The 15,656-nt window shown below is 73.9% G+C and carries 16 protein-coding genes; 14 read left to right on the forward strand and 2 right to left on the reverse strand.

What is annotated here, in order from left to right; translation table 11 throughout:
• Nucleotides 1-48: 48 nt before the first annotated feature.
• The 14 genes from ABD385_RS22280 to ABD385_RS22340 all read left to right on the forward strand — a co-directional run bounded on the left by ABD385_RS22280 (nucleotide 49) and on the right by ABD385_RS22340 (nucleotide 13,562).
• On the forward strand, nucleotides 49-1,830 hold the full coding sequence (locus ABD385_RS22280; protein WP_344578907.1) for a nickel-dependent hydrogenase large subunit: 1,782 nt from the start codon (nucleotides 49-51) through the stop codon (nucleotides 1,828-1,830).
• Entirely contained in the window at nucleotides 1,827-2,375 is a 549-nt protein-coding gene (locus ABD385_RS22285; protein WP_344578909.1) for a hypothetical protein, read from the forward strand. The genes ABD385_RS22280 and ABD385_RS22285 overlap by 4 nt, the downstream gene beginning before the upstream one ends.
• Nucleotides 2,372-3,019, forward strand: coding sequence for a DUF5947 family protein (locus ABD385_RS22290; RefSeq protein WP_344578910.1), 648 nt, complete (start codon nucleotides 2,372-2,374; stop codon nucleotides 3,017-3,019). The genes ABD385_RS22285 and ABD385_RS22290 overlap by 4 nt, the downstream gene beginning before the upstream one ends.
• A complete protein-coding gene (locus ABD385_RS22295; RefSeq protein ID WP_344578911.1) occupies nucleotides 3,016-3,711 on the forward strand; it encodes a DUF6084 family protein in 696 nt (231 codons plus the stop codon). Before ABD385_RS22290 ends, ABD385_RS22295 begins: the two co-directional genes overlap by 4 nt.
• The gene (locus ABD385_RS22300) at nucleotides 3,708-5,105 is read left to right on the forward strand and encodes a hypothetical protein (protein WP_344578913.1); all 1,398 of its coding nucleotides are present in this window, start codon (nucleotides 3,708-3,710) and stop codon (nucleotides 5,103-5,105) included. Before ABD385_RS22295 ends, ABD385_RS22300 begins: the two co-directional genes overlap by 4 nt.
• Nucleotides 5,102-5,683, forward strand: a complete 582-nt coding sequence (locus tag ABD385_RS22305; RefSeq protein ID WP_344578915.1) for a hydrogenase maturation protease — start codon at nucleotides 5,102-5,104, stop codon at nucleotides 5,681-5,683. Before ABD385_RS22300 ends, ABD385_RS22305 begins: the two co-directional genes overlap by 4 nt.
• Nucleotides 5,677-5,778: a DUF6893 family small protein gene (locus tag ABD385_RS41355; RefSeq protein WP_413471176.1), complete on the forward strand. Its 102-nt coding sequence runs from the start codon at nucleotides 5,677-5,679 to the stop codon at nucleotides 5,776-5,778. The genes ABD385_RS22305 and ABD385_RS41355 overlap by 7 nt, the downstream gene beginning before the upstream one ends.
• A gap of 149 nt (nucleotides 5,779-5,927) precedes the next feature.
• Complete coding sequence (locus tag ABD385_RS22310; RefSeq protein ID WP_344578919.1) at nucleotides 5,928-6,308, forward strand: hydrogenase maturation nickel metallochaperone HypA/HybF; 381 nt, start codon at nucleotides 5,928-5,930, stop codon at nucleotides 6,306-6,308.
• A 4-nt stretch (nucleotides 6,309-6,312) separates the two neighbouring features.
• Entirely contained in the window at nucleotides 6,313-7,071 is a 759-nt protein-coding gene (hypB, locus tag ABD385_RS22315; protein WP_344578922.1) for a hydrogenase nickel incorporation protein HypB, read from the forward strand.
• Nucleotides 7,068-9,575, forward strand: coding sequence for a carbamoyltransferase HypF (hypF, locus tag ABD385_RS22320; RefSeq protein WP_344578926.1), 2,508 nt, complete (start codon nucleotides 7,068-7,070; stop codon nucleotides 9,573-9,575). The genes hypB and hypF overlap by 4 nt, the downstream gene beginning before the upstream one ends.
• Before the next feature lie 42 nt (nucleotides 9,576-9,617).
• On the forward strand, nucleotides 9,618-9,917 hold the full coding sequence (locus ABD385_RS22325) for a HypC/HybG/HupF family hydrogenase formation chaperone (RefSeq protein ID WP_016570315.1): 300 nt from the start codon (nucleotides 9,618-9,620) through the stop codon (nucleotides 9,915-9,917).
• Nucleotides 9,914-11,038 carry a hydrogenase formation protein HypD gene (gene hypD / locus ABD385_RS22330; RefSeq protein ID WP_344578929.1) on the forward strand — a complete coding sequence of 375 codons (1,125 nt, stop codon included), beginning with the start codon at nucleotides 9,914-9,916 and terminating at the stop codon, nucleotides 11,036-11,038. The genes ABD385_RS22325 and hypD overlap by 4 nt, the downstream gene beginning before the upstream one ends.
• Entirely contained in the window at nucleotides 11,031-12,137 is a 1,107-nt protein-coding gene (gene hypE / locus ABD385_RS22335; protein WP_344578932.1) for a hydrogenase expression/formation protein HypE, read from the forward strand. The genes hypD and hypE overlap by 8 nt, the downstream gene beginning before the upstream one ends.
• Before the next feature lie 666 nt (nucleotides 12,138-12,803).
• Nucleotides 12,804-13,562, forward strand: coding sequence for a chitinase (locus ABD385_RS22340; RefSeq protein WP_344578934.1), 759 nt, complete (start codon nucleotides 12,804-12,806; stop codon nucleotides 13,560-13,562).
• A gap of 55 nt (nucleotides 13,563-13,617) precedes the next feature.
• On the opposite strand, the gene ABD385_RS22345 is transcribed toward ABD385_RS22340, so the two are convergent.
• Together ABD385_RS22345 and ABD385_RS22350 are read right to left on the reverse strand one after the other, a co-directional pair.
• Complete coding sequence (locus ABD385_RS22345) at nucleotides 13,618-13,968, reverse strand: hypothetical protein (protein WP_344578937.1); 351 nt, start codon at nucleotides 13,966-13,968, stop codon at nucleotides 13,618-13,620.
• 139 nt (nucleotides 13,969-14,107) lie between these two features.
• Complete coding sequence (locus ABD385_RS22350) at nucleotides 14,108-15,649, reverse strand: FAD-dependent monooxygenase (RefSeq protein ID WP_344578940.1); 1,542 nt, start codon at nucleotides 15,647-15,649, stop codon at nucleotides 14,108-14,110.
• Nucleotides 15,650-15,656: the final 7 nt, after the last annotated feature.

Here is a 15,656-nt window from a genome sequence, read left to right on the forward strand (position 1 = left end):
CTCCGTCAGATCCCCACTCCGGCACGCGAAGAAGGGCATGGCACAGAAATGGCACCGAAGACCAAGACGGCCGGTGACGGCAGCGGTCTGACGGAGATGTCCTGGGACCCGATCACCCGGATCGTGGGCAGCCTGGGCATCCACACCAAAATCGACTTCAAGCAGAAGCGCGTCGCCGAGTGCTACAGCACCTCGTCCGTCTTCCGCGGCTACAGCGTCTTCATGCGCGGCAAGGACCCGCGCGACGCGCACTTCATCACCAGCCGGATCTGCGGGATCTGCGGCGACAACCACGCCACCTGTTCCGTCTACGCACAGAACATGGCCTACGGCGTCAAGCCCCCGCACCTCGGCGAGTGGATCATCAACCTCGGCGAGTCCGCGGAGTACATGTTCGACCACAACATCTTCCAGGAGAACCTGGTCGGGGTCGACTACTGCGAGAAGATGGTGCGGGAGACCAACCCGGGCGTCTGGGAACTGGCCCAGCGCACCGAGGCCCCGCACGCCGGCGAGCACGGCTACCGCACCATCGCCGACATCATGACCTCCCTCAACCCCATCGAGGGCGAGTTCTACCGCGAGGCGCTCCAGGTCAGCCGCTACACCCGCGAGATGTTCTGCCTGATGGAGGGGCGCCACGTGCACCCCTCCACGCTCTACCCGGGCGGCGTGGGCACGGTCGCCAGCGTCCAGCTCTTCACCGACTACCTCAGCCGGCTGATGCGCTACGTCGAGTTCATGAAGCGCGTGGTGCCGCTCCACGACGACCTCTTCGACTTCTTCTACGAGGCGCTGCCCGGCTACGAGGAGGTCGGCCGGCGGCGGGTGCTGCTCGGCTGTTGGGGCGCCCTCAACGACCCCGAGCACTGCGACTTCACCTACCGCAACATGACGGACTGGGGTCGGCGGATGTTCGTCACCCCCGGCATCATCGTGGACGGGAAGCTGGTCACCAACGACCTCACCGAGATCAACCTCGGCATCCGCATCCTGCTCGGCAGCTCCTACTACCAGGACTGGGAGGGCCAGGAGCAGTTCGTCACGCACGACCCGCTCGGCAACCCCATCGACCCGCGCCACCCCTGGAACCAGCACACCATCCCCGCCCCGCAGAAGCGGGACTTCAACGACAAGTACAGCTGGGTGATGTCGCCGCGCTGGTTCGACGGCAAGGAGCACCTGGCGCTGGACACCGGCGGCGGTCCGATCGCCCGCCTGTGGTCCACCGCGCTCTCCGGGCTCGTCGACACCCCGTACGTCAAGGCCACCGGCCACAGCGTCGTCATCGACCTGCCGCGCAGCATGACCCGGCCCGAGACCCGCTTCGAGTGGAAGATCCCGAAGTGGAGCAACGCGCTGGAGCGCAACCGGGCCCGCACCTACTTCCAGGCGTACGCGGCGGCCATGGCACTGCACTTCGCCGAGCAGGGGCTGGAGGAGGTCCGGGCCGGACGCACCCAGACGTGGGAGAAGTTCGAGGTGCCCGACGAGTCCATCGGGTGCGGCTTCACCGAGGCGGTGCGCGGTGTCCTGTCGCACCACATGGTCATCCGCGACGGGAAGATCGCCAACTACCACCCGTACCCGCCGACGCCCTGGAACGCCAGCACCCGCGACTCCTACGGCACCCCCGGCCCCTACGAGGACGCCGTCCAGAACACCCCGATCTTCGAGGAGAACTCCCCGGAGAACTTCAAGGGCATCGACATCATGCGGGCGGTGCGCAGCTTCGACCCGTGCCTGCCCTGCGGCGTGCACATGTACGTCGGCGGCCGGACCGTCGAGACCATGCACGTGCCCACCGGGCTGAGCGGGCTGGCCGGATGACCGCGCCCGTCGCCGCCCCGGACGCCGAACTGACCGGCCGTCGGGTCGAGGAACTGCTGGACCGGCTCGCCGGGCAGGGCGACGCCGCGACCGTGTCGACCGCCGAGGAACTCGTCCGGGTCCTGATGGACTTCTACGGTGCGGGGCTGACCCGCGTCATGCAACTGGTCGAGCGGCGCACCGGCGACGCCGGGCCGCGGGCCGCCCTGTTGGGCGACGCCCTGGTCAGCAGCCTGTTGGTGCTGCACGACCTGCACCCGGAGGACGCCGCCACCCGGATCGACCGGGCGCTGGCCAGTGCCCGCAGCCAGGACGCCGTCACGGTCGAGGAGTTCGTCCCGGAGACCGGGGCGCTGCGGTTGCTGGAGAGCGCCTCCGGCGGCTGCGGGTGCGGCGGCGGGGCCGACCGGTCCGCGGTCGAGGGCGCGCTGTCGTGCTTCGCACCGGAGGTGACCTCGGTCGGATGGGAGACCCGGGCCGTCGCGCCGGAGCCGCCCCTGCTCCAGATCTCCCGCCGTCCGCCGACCGTCGCCCCGGCGACGTGAGCGCCCCGCCGACCGCCGCCGCCCACCGGGGCCTGCGGCGCTTCCGGGCCCCCGCGCCCCCGTCGCCCGAACGTTGCGAACTGTGCGGCGCCGAACTCGGCGGCCGGCACCGCCACTTGGTCGACACCCGCAACCGCGGACTGGCCTGCGCCTGCCCGCACTGCGCGCTGCTCTTCGAGCGGCCGGGGGCCGGCGGCGGACAGTTCCGCACCGTCCCGGACCGCTTCCTGACCGACCCCGCGCACCGCCTCGACGAAGTCGTCTGGGACCGGCTGCGGATCCCCGTCGGCGTCGCCTTCCTGCTGGACAACACCGCCCTGGGTCGGGTGGTGGCGCTCTACCCCAGCCCGGCCGGCGCCACCGAGAGCGAACTCGACCCGGCCGCCTGGCAGGCCGTCCGCGACGCCACCCGGCTCGCCGACCTGCTCGCACCCGACGTCGAGGCCCTGCTGCTGCACCGCGACGACGACCGCACCGACTGCCATCTGATCCCGGTCGACCTTGCCTACGAACTCACCGGCCGGCTGCGGCTGTTGTGGCGCGGCTTCGACGGCGGCGCCGAGGCCCGCGCCGCCCTGGCGGACTTCTTCGCCGACGTCACCTGCCGGGCCCGCGAACCGCGCGAGGAGGCCCGGCGGCCGTGACCGAGCTGTCCTTCGTCTGCACCGGCGTCCGCGCCGACCGCTACGCCGCCGCCCCGACGCTCCTCTTCCGGCTGAAGATCTCCGCCGCCGACGGGGCGCGGGTGCACGCCCTGGCGCTGCGCTGCCAGTTGCGCATCGAACCGGCCCGCCGCGACTACGACGCCGAGGAGACCGCCGCGCTGGCGGACCTCTTCGGCGCCCGGTCCCGGTGGGGCAACACCCTCAAGCCGCTCCAGTTCGCCCAGGTCTCCCAGGTGGTCCCCGGCTTCACCGGCGAGAGCGAGGTGGACCTGCCGGTCCCGTGCAGCTACGACCTGGAGGTCGCTGCCGGCCGCTACATGCACGCCCTGCGCGACGGCGAGGTCCCGCTGCTGCTGCTCTTCTCCGGCACCGTCTTCTCCGGCCCGGGCGGCTTCCAGGTCTCCCCGGTGCCCTGGCACAAGGAAGCCGAGTGCCGGCTCCCGACCGCCGTGTGGCGGGAGATGACCGACACCCACTTCCCCGGCTGCGGCTGGCTGCGGCTGCCGCGCGAGAGCCTGGACGCGCTGTTGGCGTTCCGGTCCCGGCACGCCCTGCCGTCCTGGGAGGCCACCGTCGCGGCGCTGCTGGCCGCCGCGGAGGGCAGCGGGCCGGGCTCCCGCGGCTTCCCCAGCGCCGTCGTCCGCCCCGCCACCGAAAGGACCGCACCGTGACCACCACCGCGCCCACGGACACCCCGGCGGACCGGTTCGCCGCCGCCCGGCAGGTCGCGGACGCCGTGCTCTTCGAGGGCTACGTCCTCTACCCCTACCGGGCGTCCGCCGCCAAGAACCGGCTGCGCTGGCAGTTCGGCGTCCTCGTGCCGCCCGGCTGGGGCACCGACCGGGCCGAACACTCCCACCAGCGCACCGAATGCCTCGTCGAACCCCGCGCCGGCGCCCGGCTCGCCGTCGAGCTGCGGTTCCTGCGCACCCAGCACCGCACCGTCCAACGGCGCACCCCCGACGGGGAGTTCGAGACCGTCGCGGAACTGGAGCTGCCCGACCGGGTACTGGTCCCGTGGGACGAGGGCACCGAGGAACGCTGCCCGCTCGACGTGGCCGTCGCCGACCTCGCCGGGGACGGCGTCACCGTCCCGCTGGTCTGGCCCCCGGGCGAGGACACCGAGTCGGTGCACGACGCGGACGGCCGGGTCGTCGGCCGGTTGGTGCGCCGCCGCGAGGAGATCAGCGCGGTGCTGCGGCTGACCGCGCAGGAGGTCGCCGGCCCGTACGCGGTGCTGAAGCTGACCGCGACGGTGCGGAACACCAGCGGCTGGGTGCCGGACCCGGCGGCCGACGACCGGGACGCGGCGCTGCCCCGTTCCCTCGTCGCCGCGCACCTCTTCCTCGGCGTGACGGCCGGCCGGTTCCACTCCCAGACCGACCCGCCCGAATGGGCCCGCGGCGCGGTCGCCGACTGCCGCAACGAACACACCTGGCCGGTGCTGGCCGGTCCGCCCGGGAGCGCCGAGGTGATGCTGTCCGCCCCGATCATCCTGGAGGACCACCCGGCGATCGCCCCCGAGAGCCCCGGGGCGCTCTACGACTCCCTGGAGATCGACGAGATCCTCGCCCTGCGCACCGCGGCCCTGACCGACCAGGAGAAGCGCGAGGCCCGCGGCACCGACCCCCGGGCCGCCGAGGTGATCGACCTCGCCGACGACATGCCGCCCGAGGTGCTGGAGCGGCTGCACGGTGCCGTCCGGGCGCTGCGCGAGGTCACCGGGCCCGACCCGGCGCCGGCACCGGACCGCCCCGACACGCCCTGGTGGGACCCGGGCGGCGACCGCGACGTGGACCCGCTCACCGACCGGATCACCCTCGACGGCCGCTCGGTCGGGGCCGGCAGCCGCGTCGTCCTACGCCCCGGACGCCGCCGCACCGACGCCCAGGACCTCTTCCTGCACGGCCGCGCCGCGCAGGTCGAGGCGGTCCTGCACGACGTGGACGGCGGAGTGCACCTCGCGGTGACCGTCGACGGCGACCCGGGCGCCGACATCCGGCGCGCACAGGGCCGCTTCCTCTACTTCCAACCCGACGAACTCGCGCCCCTGGAGAACGAGTGAACAGCGCCGCGCCCGTCCCCCCGCCGCCCGGCCGCACGCTGGTCGCGGGCGTCGGCAACATCTTCCTCGGCGACGACGGCTTCGGCGTCGAGGCGGTCCGCGCGCTCGGGGCGCACGCCCTCCCCGACGGGGTGGAACTCGTCGACGCCGGCGTCCGCGGCGTCCACCTCGCCTATCGGATGCTGGACGGCTACGCGACGGTGCTGTTGGTGGACGCCGCGGCGCGCGGCGGCGAGCCCGGCTCGCTCTACCTCCTCGACGCCACCGACCCGGCCGACGCCGCCCCCCGCCCCGGCACCACCCCGATCGACGCCCACCACATGACCCCGGACGCCGTCCTGGCGCTGCTCGACACGCTCAGCGCGGGCACCGGCGCGCGGCGCCCGGAACGCGTCCTGGTCGTCGGCTGCGAACCCGCCGACACCGCCGAAGGGATCGGCCTGAGCCCGCCGGTCGCCGCCGCCGTGGACGAGGCCGTCCGGCTCGTGCTGCGGCTGGTCGGCGCCGGGACCGACGCATCGGAGCCGGCCGCCACCGCTGCCCCGGCCACCACGGAGAGGAACACCACACCATGTTGAAGTTCGCCCTCGGCGGCGTCCTGGCCGCCGCTCTCGCACTGGCCCTGCGCAACCTGCCCGACGTCCGGCGCTACCTGCGGATGCGCGCCATGTGACGCGGCCCGGTCCCACGGGTGGCGGGTGCGGCTGCACCGAACGGTGTATGCCGCCGCGCCACCCCGGCGAGGCACCCGGTCCGCCCGGGGGCCGCACCGTCTAATGAGGCCGGCGGCAACCGGTCGGCACACCAGAGAGAGACGGGCCGATGCACGAGATGTCCATCGCGCTGGCGGTCGTCGACCAGGTGGAGAGCGCGGTACGGCCCGCCGGCGCGAGCGCGGTCGGCCGCGTCCGGCTCCTGGTCGGCGAACTGGCCGGCGTGGTCCCCGACGCCCTGGCCTTCTCCTTCCAACTCGCCTGCGAGGGCACGGTCCTGGCCGGCGCCGAGCTGATCACCGAACCGGTCGCGGCCCGCGCCCGCTGCGCCTCCTGCGACCGGACCTGGCCGGCGGGCATGCCGCCGCGCCTGAGTTGCCCCGGGTGCGGCGGGGCGTCCGTGGAGTTGCTGTCCGGCCGCGAACTGCGGATCGCCGACGTCAGCTGGCTGGACGCCCCGGCACCCCCTCCGACACACGAGGAGCGTTGATCCCATGTGCCGTGTCCTTGACCTGCAGCAGGCGGTGCTCGCCAAGAACGACGCCTGCGCCCACACCCTGCGCGAGGAACTGGCCGCGCGCGGAACCGCGGTCGTCAACCTGCTCTCCAGCCCCGGCAGCGGCAAGACCGCCCTGTTGGAACGCGAACTGACCCTGGCCAGGGAACGCGGGGTGCCGGTCGCGGCGCTCACCGCCGACCTCGCCACCGAGAACGACGCGGTCCGCCTGGCCCGTTCCGGGGTTCCGGTCAAGCAGGTGCTCACCGACGGCCTGTGCCACCTGGAGGCCGAGATGCTCGGCGGGCACCTGGACGGTTGGCTGCCCACCGGCACCCGGCTGCTGTTCGTCGAGAACGTCGGGAACCTGGTCTGTCCCGCCTCCTACGACCTGGGGGAGACGCTGCGGGTGGTGCTCGCGTCGGTGACCGAGGGCGAGGACAAACCGCTCAAGTACCCCACCGCCTTCGGCCTGGCCCACCTGGTCCTGGTCACCAAGACCGACATCGCGGCGGCGGTGGAGTTCGACGAGGTGGCGTTCCGCGCCAACGTGGAGCGGGTCAACCCCGGCGCCGAGGTGGTCCGCACCTCGGTCCGCGGCGGTGAGGGCGTCGGAACGCTGCTGGAGCGGGCGCTGGCCGCCCGGGACGACGGCCCGGCGCACATCCCGGTGATGACCCGCCAGTCGCACCACCTGCACGACGACCCCGAAGACCGGATCGGCGAGCGCGGCACGGTGGGGTCGAGCCGCTCATGACCGTCGGGCAGCCCGGTGCACGCACCGCTCCACACCCTCTCGCGCCCGCCCCCGAGGCATCGACTCCGCTGCCGCAGGCAGGCGCCGGAAGCGCGGGGCAGGCGCCGATCGCCGGAGCGTTGCGCACCGGGCGCCCCGTCGATGTCGACGCGGCCGCCGCCCGCCGTCGGATCACCGTGCGCGGCATCGTCCAGGGCGTCGGATTCCGCCCGTTCGTCCACGGACTCGCCACCGAGCTGGGCCTGAGCGGCCACGTCAGCAACACCGGCGAGGGCCTGGTCACCGAGGTCGAGGGACCCCCGGGCGCGCTGCACCGCTTCGGCGCCCGACTGCGCGCCGAGGCGCCGCCGCTGGCGGTCGTGGAGGCGGTGGACGGCGAGGACATCGCGGTCACCGGCGGCACCGGCTTCGCCATCCTCCCCTCCCACGCCCACGGCCCCGCCCGCACCCTGGTCGCCCCGGACGCCGCCACCTGCGACGCCTGCCTGGCGGAGCTGACCGACCCGGCCGACCGCCGCTACCGGCACCCCTTCGTCACCTGTACGCACTGCGGCCCCCGCTTCACCATCGTGCGGGCGCTGCCCTACGACCGCGCCCAGACCACCATGGCCGGCTTCCCGATGTGCCCGCGCTGCGCGGCCGAGTACGCCGATCCGGCCGACCGACGGTTCCACGCCCAGCCCGTCGCCTGCCACGACTGCGGCCCGCGGCTGCACCTGCGGGCCGCCGACCCGGACGACCCCGGCGGTGCACCGCGACCGGTGCCCGGCGACCCGGTGGCGGGGGCCCGGCGGCTGCTCGCCGAGGGCGCGATCGTCGCCGTCAAGGGGCTCGGCGGCTACCACCTGGTCTGCGACGCGGGCAACGACCGCACGGTGCGGGAACTGCGCCGCCGCAAGGCACGCGGCGACAAACCATTTGCCCTGATGGCCCGTCATGTCGACGACGTGGCGGGGCTGGTGGACCTCGGGGTGGAGGAACGGGCGCTGCTCACCGGGCCGGTGCGGCCGATCGTGCTGGTGCGCCGGCGCGCCGCCGGACCCGCGCCCGGGGCGCCCGCGGTCGCCGCGGCGGTCGCCCCCGGCTGCCCCGACCTCGGGCTGATGCTGCCCTACACCCCGCTGCACCACCTGCTGTTCGGCCTGCCCGGTGACCCGCGCGGACCCCGGCTGTTGGTGATGACCAGCGGCAACGTGGCCGGCGACCCGCTCGTCACCGACGACGCCGACGCTGTGGTGCGACTGGCGAACCTGGCGGACGCCTGGCTCGGCCACGACCGGGCGATCCAGGTCCCGTGCGACGACTCGGTGGTCCGGATCAGCGACGGCGAACCGCTCTACGTCCGGCGCTCGCGCGGCTGCGCACCGTACCCGGTGCCGCTCCCGGTGCCGGTGCGGCCGGCGCTGGCCACCGGCGGCGACCTCAAGACCGTGCTGTGCCTGGGGGAGGGGCACCGGGCCTGGCTGTCCGCGCACATCGGCGACATGGACGACCTGGCCACCCAGCTGGCGTTCGAACGGGCCGGCGCGCACCTGGAGACCATCACCGGGGTCCGGCCGCGCCTGTTCGCCACCGACCTGCACCCCGCCTACCGCACCGGCAAGTGGGCCCGCCGACACACCGCCGGCCGGCCGCTGGTCCGGGTCCAGCACCACCACGCCCACATCGCCGCCGCCATGGCCGAACACGGGCTGGACGGCCGGCAGCCGGTGATCGGAGTCGCCTTCGACGGCACCGGCTACGGCGACGACGGCGCGATCTGGGGCGGCGAGATCCTGCTCGCCGACTACGCCGGATACCGCCGCTTCGCCCAACTCGACTACGTGCCGCAGCCCGGTGGCGACACCGCCGTCCGCCGTCCCTACCGGATGGCCCTGGCCCACCTGCACGCCGCGGGCCTGCCATGGACCGCGGAGCTGCCTCCGGTCGGCGCCTGCCCGCCGGACGAACTACGCCTGCTGGAACGCCAGTTGGAGCGCGACCTCAACTGCGCGCCGACCTCCAGCATGGGCCGACTGTTCGACGCGGTCTCCTCGCTCGCCGGCATCTGCCACCACGCCGGCTACGAGGCCCAGGCCGCCGTCGCGCTGGAGGCCGCCGCCCGCACCGTCGGTGACGACCGCGGCCCCGGCTACACCTTCGCGCTGCGCACCGGCACCGCGGCCGGCACCGGCGCCGCGCTGGTCGCCGTCCCCGGCCCGGTCCTCGCCGCGGTCGTCGAGGACGTGTCCGCCGGCACCGACCCGGCGCTGGTCGCCGCGCGCTTCCACACCGCGGTCGCCGCACTGGTCCGGCGCTGCTGCGGGCTGGCCAGGGAACGCACCGGCCTGGCGACCGTGGCACTGACCGGTGGGGTCTTCGGCAACGCGCTGCTGGCCGAGACCGCGGCCCGGATGCTGCGGCAGGACGGCTTCACCGTGCTGCGGCACCGGCTGGTCCCGCCCAACGACGGCGGGCTGGCGCTCGGCCAACTGCTGGTCGCGGCCCGCCGGCGCGGCGCCTGACCCCACGAACCCGCATCCGCACCCGCACGACGAGGAGGAGCCATGTGCCTGGCGGTGCCCGGCAAGGTGATGGAGATCGAGGAACGGGACGGCACCCGGATGGCCACCGTCGACTTCGGCGGGGTGGTCAAGGAGGTGTGCCTGGAATACGTGCCGGACCTCGCGGTCGGTGAGTACGCGATCGTCCACGTGGGCTTCGCGCTCCAGCGGCTCGACGAGGAGTCGGCCCGGCGGACCCTGGCCCTGTTCGAGGAACTCGGGCTGCTCCAGGAGGAGTTCGGCGATCCGTGGGAAGCGGCCGCCGGCCAGGACGGACCACAGGCGCAGGAGGCGCGGCAGTGAAGTACCTCGACGAGTTCCAGAACCCGGAGCTGGCCCGGCGACTGCTGGACGACATCCGCGCCACGGTGACCCGCCCGTGGGCGCTGATGGAGGTCTGCGGCGGCCAGACGCACACCATCATCCGGCACGGCATCGACCAACTCCTGCCCGAAGAGGTCGAGTTGATCCACGGGCCCGGATGCCCGGTGTGCGTCACGCCGTTGGCCGTCATCGACAAGGCGCTGGAGATCGCCGCCCGCCCGGACGTGATCTTCTGCTCGTTCGGCGACATGCTCCGGGTGCCGGGCACCGACCGCGACCTGTTCCGGGTGCGCAGCGAGGGCGGCGACGTGCGCGTGGTCTACTCCCCGCTCGACGCCCTGAAGATCGCCCAGCAGAACCCGCAGCGCGAGGTGGTGTTCTTCGGCATCGGCTTCGAAACCACCGCCCCGCCCAACGCCATGACGGTCTATCAGGCCCGCAGGCTGGGCATCCGCAACTTCAGCATGCTGGTCTCGCACGTGCGGGTACCGCCCGCGATCGAGGCGATCATGACCTCGCCCAGCTGCCGGGTCCAGGCGTTCCTGGCCGCCGGACACGTGTGCAGCGTGATGGGCATGGACGAGTACCCGGCGCTGGCCGACCGCTTCCGGGTGCCGATCGTCGTCACCGGCTTCGAGCCGCTGGACATCCTGGAGGGCATCCGCCGCACCGTCCGGCAACTGGAGCGCGGCGAGCACACCGTCGACAACGCCTATCCGCGGGCCGTCCGCGCCGACGGCAACCCGGCCGCCCGGGCCATGCTCGCCGACGTCTTCGAGGTCGCCGACCGCTCCTGGCGCGGCATCGGCACCATCCCCGCCAGCGGCTGGCGACTCTCCGAGCGCTACCGCGACTACGACGCCGAACACCGCTTCTCGGTCGAGGGCATCGCCACCCGCGAGCCCGCGGCCTGCCGCAGCGGCGAGGTCCTGCAAGGGCTGATCAAACCCCACGAGTGCGAGGCGTTCGGCACCACCTGCACCCCGCGCAACCCGCTCGGCGCCACCATGGTCTCCAGCGAGGGCGCCTGCGCCGCCTACTTCCTGTACCGCCGGCTCGGCAGCACGCCGACCCTCTTGGAGGCGACCCCCGTTGTCTGACACCACCCCCCAGGCCCCCACCGCTGCGCACGGCCCGCGGGACCTGCCCACCGTCGACATCACCGGCTGGACCTGCCCGACGCCGCTGCGCGAGACGCCGCGCGTCGTCATGGGGCACGGCGGGGGCGGGGCGCTCTCCGCCGAACTCGTCCAGCAGATCTTCGCGCCGGCGTTCGGCGGTGAACTCCTCGCCCAGCTCGGCGACTCCGCGGTCTTCGCGCTCGGTGGCCAGCGGCTGGCCTTCTCCACCGACTCCTACGTCGTGCGGCCGTTGTTCTTCCCCGGCGGCAGCATCGGTGACCTCGCGGTCAACGGCACCGTCAACGACCTCGCCATGAGCGGCGCCCGGGCCGCCTACCTCTCCTGCGGCTTCATCCTGGAGGAGGGCGTGGAGATGCCGGTGGTCGCCGGTGTCGCGGACGCGATGGGCGCCGCGGCCCGGGCTGCCGGCGTGGAGGTGGCCACCGGGGACACCAAGGTCGTCGAGGCCGGCCACGGCGACGGGATCTACCTCAACACCGCCGGCATCGGGGTGGTCCCGCCCGGCGTGGACCTGCGTCCGCAGCGGGTGGTGCCCGGGGACGTGGTGATCGTCAGCGGGCCCATCGGCCTGCACGGCGTGGCCATCATGAGCGTGCGCGAGGGCCTGGAGTTCGGCGTCGAGATCGAGAGCGACTGCGCGGCGCTCGGCGGACTCGTCCAGACCATGCTCGCGGTCACCCCCGACCTGCACGTGCTGCGCGACCCCACCCGCGGCGGACTGGCCGCGGCGCTCAACGAGATCGCCACCGCCTCCGCCACCGGCGTGGTCATCGACGAGCGCGCCGTGCCCGTCCCGCCGGCCGTCGCCAACGCCTGCGCGATCCTCGGCCTCGACCCGATGTACGTCGCCAACGAGGGCAAGCTGGTCGCGTTCGTGCCCCGCGAGCACGCCGACGCGGTGCTGGACGCGATGCGCGCCCACCCGCTGGGCGCCGGGGCCGCGGTGATCGGTGAGGCGGTCGCCGCCCACCCCGGCATGGTGGTGGCCCGCACGCCGCTCGGCGGCACGCGCGTGGTCGACCTGCCGCTGGGCGAGCAACTGCCCCGGATCTGCTGAACCGGATCTGCTGAATCGGATCCGCCGGTCCCGGGCGGGCGGCCGACGGACCGGGGCCGGCCTGCCCACCGTCCGCCCGTCGCCCACCCATCGCCCGACAACTGCCGCTGAAGCGCCGGCAGTTGTCGGGCGATTGTCGTTGGCGCAGCTCGATCCGGAACACCGTGTCCGAGCCGGAGAGCGTGGAGGTGTCGCGTTCGCTGATCACGGCGGAGCCGCCCGGGAGTCAGCCGAGGCGCCAGAGGGTCGACCAGCCGGCGGAGACGGTGGTGGGGGCGGAGGGTGGGGTGCGCGGACGTGCTGCGGAGGCGCCTGGGGTCCTCCGGCCAGGAAGGTGGGGGTGTTTCCTCGGGGGCCGGCCGGCCGGCGGGGGATCGCGGGAGGTTGAGCGGGGGCGGGTGTCGGGCCCGCGGACGGCGGCCGGGGGCCCGTGAGCGGGCGCTTGCGGCCGGTTCGCGCCGCCGCACCGACTGATCCACGGATTGGTATGGACATGCTCACATGTCCACTCGTAGGGTGACCTGGTCTAGACCGCCGTTCCCGTCGATCCTCGCGACCGACGGCTGGTGACGGTGCGTCAACATGCACCTCTCGTACGGAACTTCCCCCCACCGCGGCCGCCGGACCGTCCGCCGGAGCCCGGCGCCGCACGAAGGAGTCACCGCCATGAGAACTCGCCTCGCCGCCCTGTTGAGCGCCACCACCATGGCCGTGGGCCTCGCCCTCGTCGTACCGGCGTCGCCCGCGGCGGCCACGGCGGACTGCCCGTCCTGCACGGCCCCGGCCGGCGCCGCCACCCGGGCGGAGGGATTCGTCGTCAGCGAGGCCCAGTTCAACCAGATGTTCCCGAACCGGAACCCGTTCTACACCTATGCCGGCCTGACCGCCGCACTGAGCGCCTACCCGGAGTTCGCCAACACCGGCAGCGACACGGTCAAGCGCCAGGAGGCCGCGGCCTTCCTGGCCAACGTCGGCCACGAGACCGGCGGTCTGGTCTACGTGGTGGAGCAGAACACCGGCAACTACCCGCACTACTGCGACGCCACCCAGCCGTACGGATGTCCGGCCGGACAGGCCGCCTACTACGGACGCGGGCCGATGCAGCTCAGCTGGAACTTCAACTACAAGGCCGCGGGTGACGCGTTGGGGATCGACCTGCTGAACAACCCCTACCTGGTGGAGCAGGATCCGGCCGTCGCCTGGAAGACCGCGCTGTGGTACTGGAACACCCAGAAGGGTCCGGGCACCATGACCGCGCACCAGGCCATGGTCAGCGGCGCCGGCTTCGGGGAGACCATCCGCAGCATCAACGGCTCCCTGGAGTGCAACGGCGGGAACCCCGCCCAGGTGCAGAACCGGATCGACAACTACAAGAACTTCGTGCAGATCCTCGGCACCACGCCGGGGGACAAGCTGAGCTGCTGACCGGGGGCCGTCGCCGGCGCGGAACCCGTGCCGGCGACGACCGGGCCCCGGTCGCTCAGTGGCCGAATCGGAAGTGGTGGCGCTTGGGCGGTTTGGTCGCGGTGCCGCCCGCCGCCGCGGGCGCCTCGTCGGCCGGGCCGCGCGCCGCGGTGGCCGTCCGGGCTTCGCGGACGACCGTACGGCGCCGGCGCCCCCGCGCCATGCCGGCTGTGATCATGGCCAGGGCGAGGCCCAGGATCAAGGTGAGCGCGATTCCGGCGAGGAAGATCGCGAGGCTGTTCATGGTGGTGATCCGGTTGCCGAACACCGCCACGGTGTAGTCCGGTCCGCCGGCGAGGTTGTCGGCGATCAGCACGCCGATGAACGCGCCGGTAGCAGCGAGGAGAAGCAGTCCCAGTAGCAGCATGGTGGCCACCTTTCTGTGACGTCCACAACCTCCACTGTGGCACCGCACGGGCCCGACCGTCGCGGCCATCGGGGCCGGTACCGCGCGCGGGTCGGCCCGACCCCCACACACCGCGCTGACCTGCGGGCTCGCCCCCGCGCTACGCCCCGGCGGGCTCCGGCGCGGCGTGCCGGCCGGTCAACAGCCCGACGAAGGCCGCGGTGGCCGCGGCGGCGTCGGTGCCCCGCCACGCGACGACGTGATCCGGCCGGATGAGCAGCAACTCCCCGGCGGCCAGGAAGTCCACGTCGTGGCGGTGCACCGCGAGGCCGCCCGGACCCGGCTCGGCGACCGGCGTCCCCGTCCCGGTCAGCAGGGCCCAGCCGGGCCCGGCGAGGTCGATCGTCGACCGGGTGCAGGCCCGGTCGAGCCAGCGGTGCGGGATGCGGGTCCCGACCCGGCCGACCGGCTCGAACGCGGAGATCGGCTCCGGGTCGTCGAGCCCCTGGGGACCGTGGACGAGGGCCCCCTCGGCGTACTGGAAACCGCCCGCGGCCAGCACGAACGGGTGGGCGAGCGCGGGGTCGGGGCCGGCCGCCAGCGCGCGCAGGCCCTGGGTGCGGCGGCTCGACTGGTCGGCCGCGAACCAGCCGGCCGGCCGCCGCTCCGCGTCGTAACTGTCCAGGAGTGCCGGCGCCGCCCGGCCGTGGAGCACCGCGGCGAGCTTCCAGCCCAGGTTGTGGGCGTCGGCGATGCCGGTGTTGGCGCCGCTGGCCGCGAAGGGCGGCATGACGTGCGCGGCATCGCCGGCCAGGTGGACCCGGCCGCGGGAGTAGCGGTCGGCGACGAGCATCTCGGCCCGCCACGGCAGGACGCTGCGGACGTCGAGGTCCGGGGCGGCGACGCCGAGCACGGTGCGGAGCACGGCGGGCCAGTCCCGGTCCGTGGAGTCGCCGGGGCCCATGAACACCCAGCGGCGGCGGCCGTCGACCGAGGCCAGTGCGCCCGGGGCGTCCGGGTGCTCGATCTGGCAGAGGTTGAACTCCCGGCCCTCGACGACCGCGCCGAGGTCCGCGTGGAAGTAGACGCTCACGTTCGGCTCGCCCACGGGCCCGCGGCCCGAGCGGCCGATGCCGAGCGCCTCGCGCAGGGGGCTGCGGGCGCCGTCGGCGGCGACCACCTGGCGGGCCCGCAGCCGGGACCGCTCCCCGCTGCCGTGGTCGAGGAGTTGGGCGACGACCTCGTCCTCGTCCTCGTCCTGCGCGAGGGAGACGAGTTCGGTACCGAAGCGCACCGTGGCCCCGGCCGCGACCGCGGCGTCGCGCAACACCGGCTCCAACACGTCCTGGGCTATCAGGCAGGGCTCCTCCGGACTGACGTCGACGACGGCGCCGCCCGCACCGGACGGCTGCCACGGCGGCAGGAGCTCCGCCTCGACCAGGGTCCGCCCCGCGGCCATCTGGTGGTGGCCGGCGAGGTCCCGGGCCGCCCGGTGGACCAGGCCGGCCAGTTCGAGTTCGCGGAAGACCTCCATGCTGCGCACGTGGAAGCGGCGGGCCTTGGGCTGCGGCGAGGTGGTCGACCGCTTCTCCACCACGGTCACCGCCACGCCGTGATGGCGCAGCACCAACGCGGAGGTGAGCCCCACCAGTCCGCCGCCCACCACGAGCGCTTCCGTCGCCTGTGTACGTTGTCCACTCATGGTGGAC

This window comes from Streptomyces lunalinharesii (assembly GCF_039532155.1).
GTDB classification, from domain to species: Bacteria; Actinomycetota; Actinomycetes; order Streptomycetales; family Streptomycetaceae; genus Streptomyces; species Streptomyces lunalinharesii.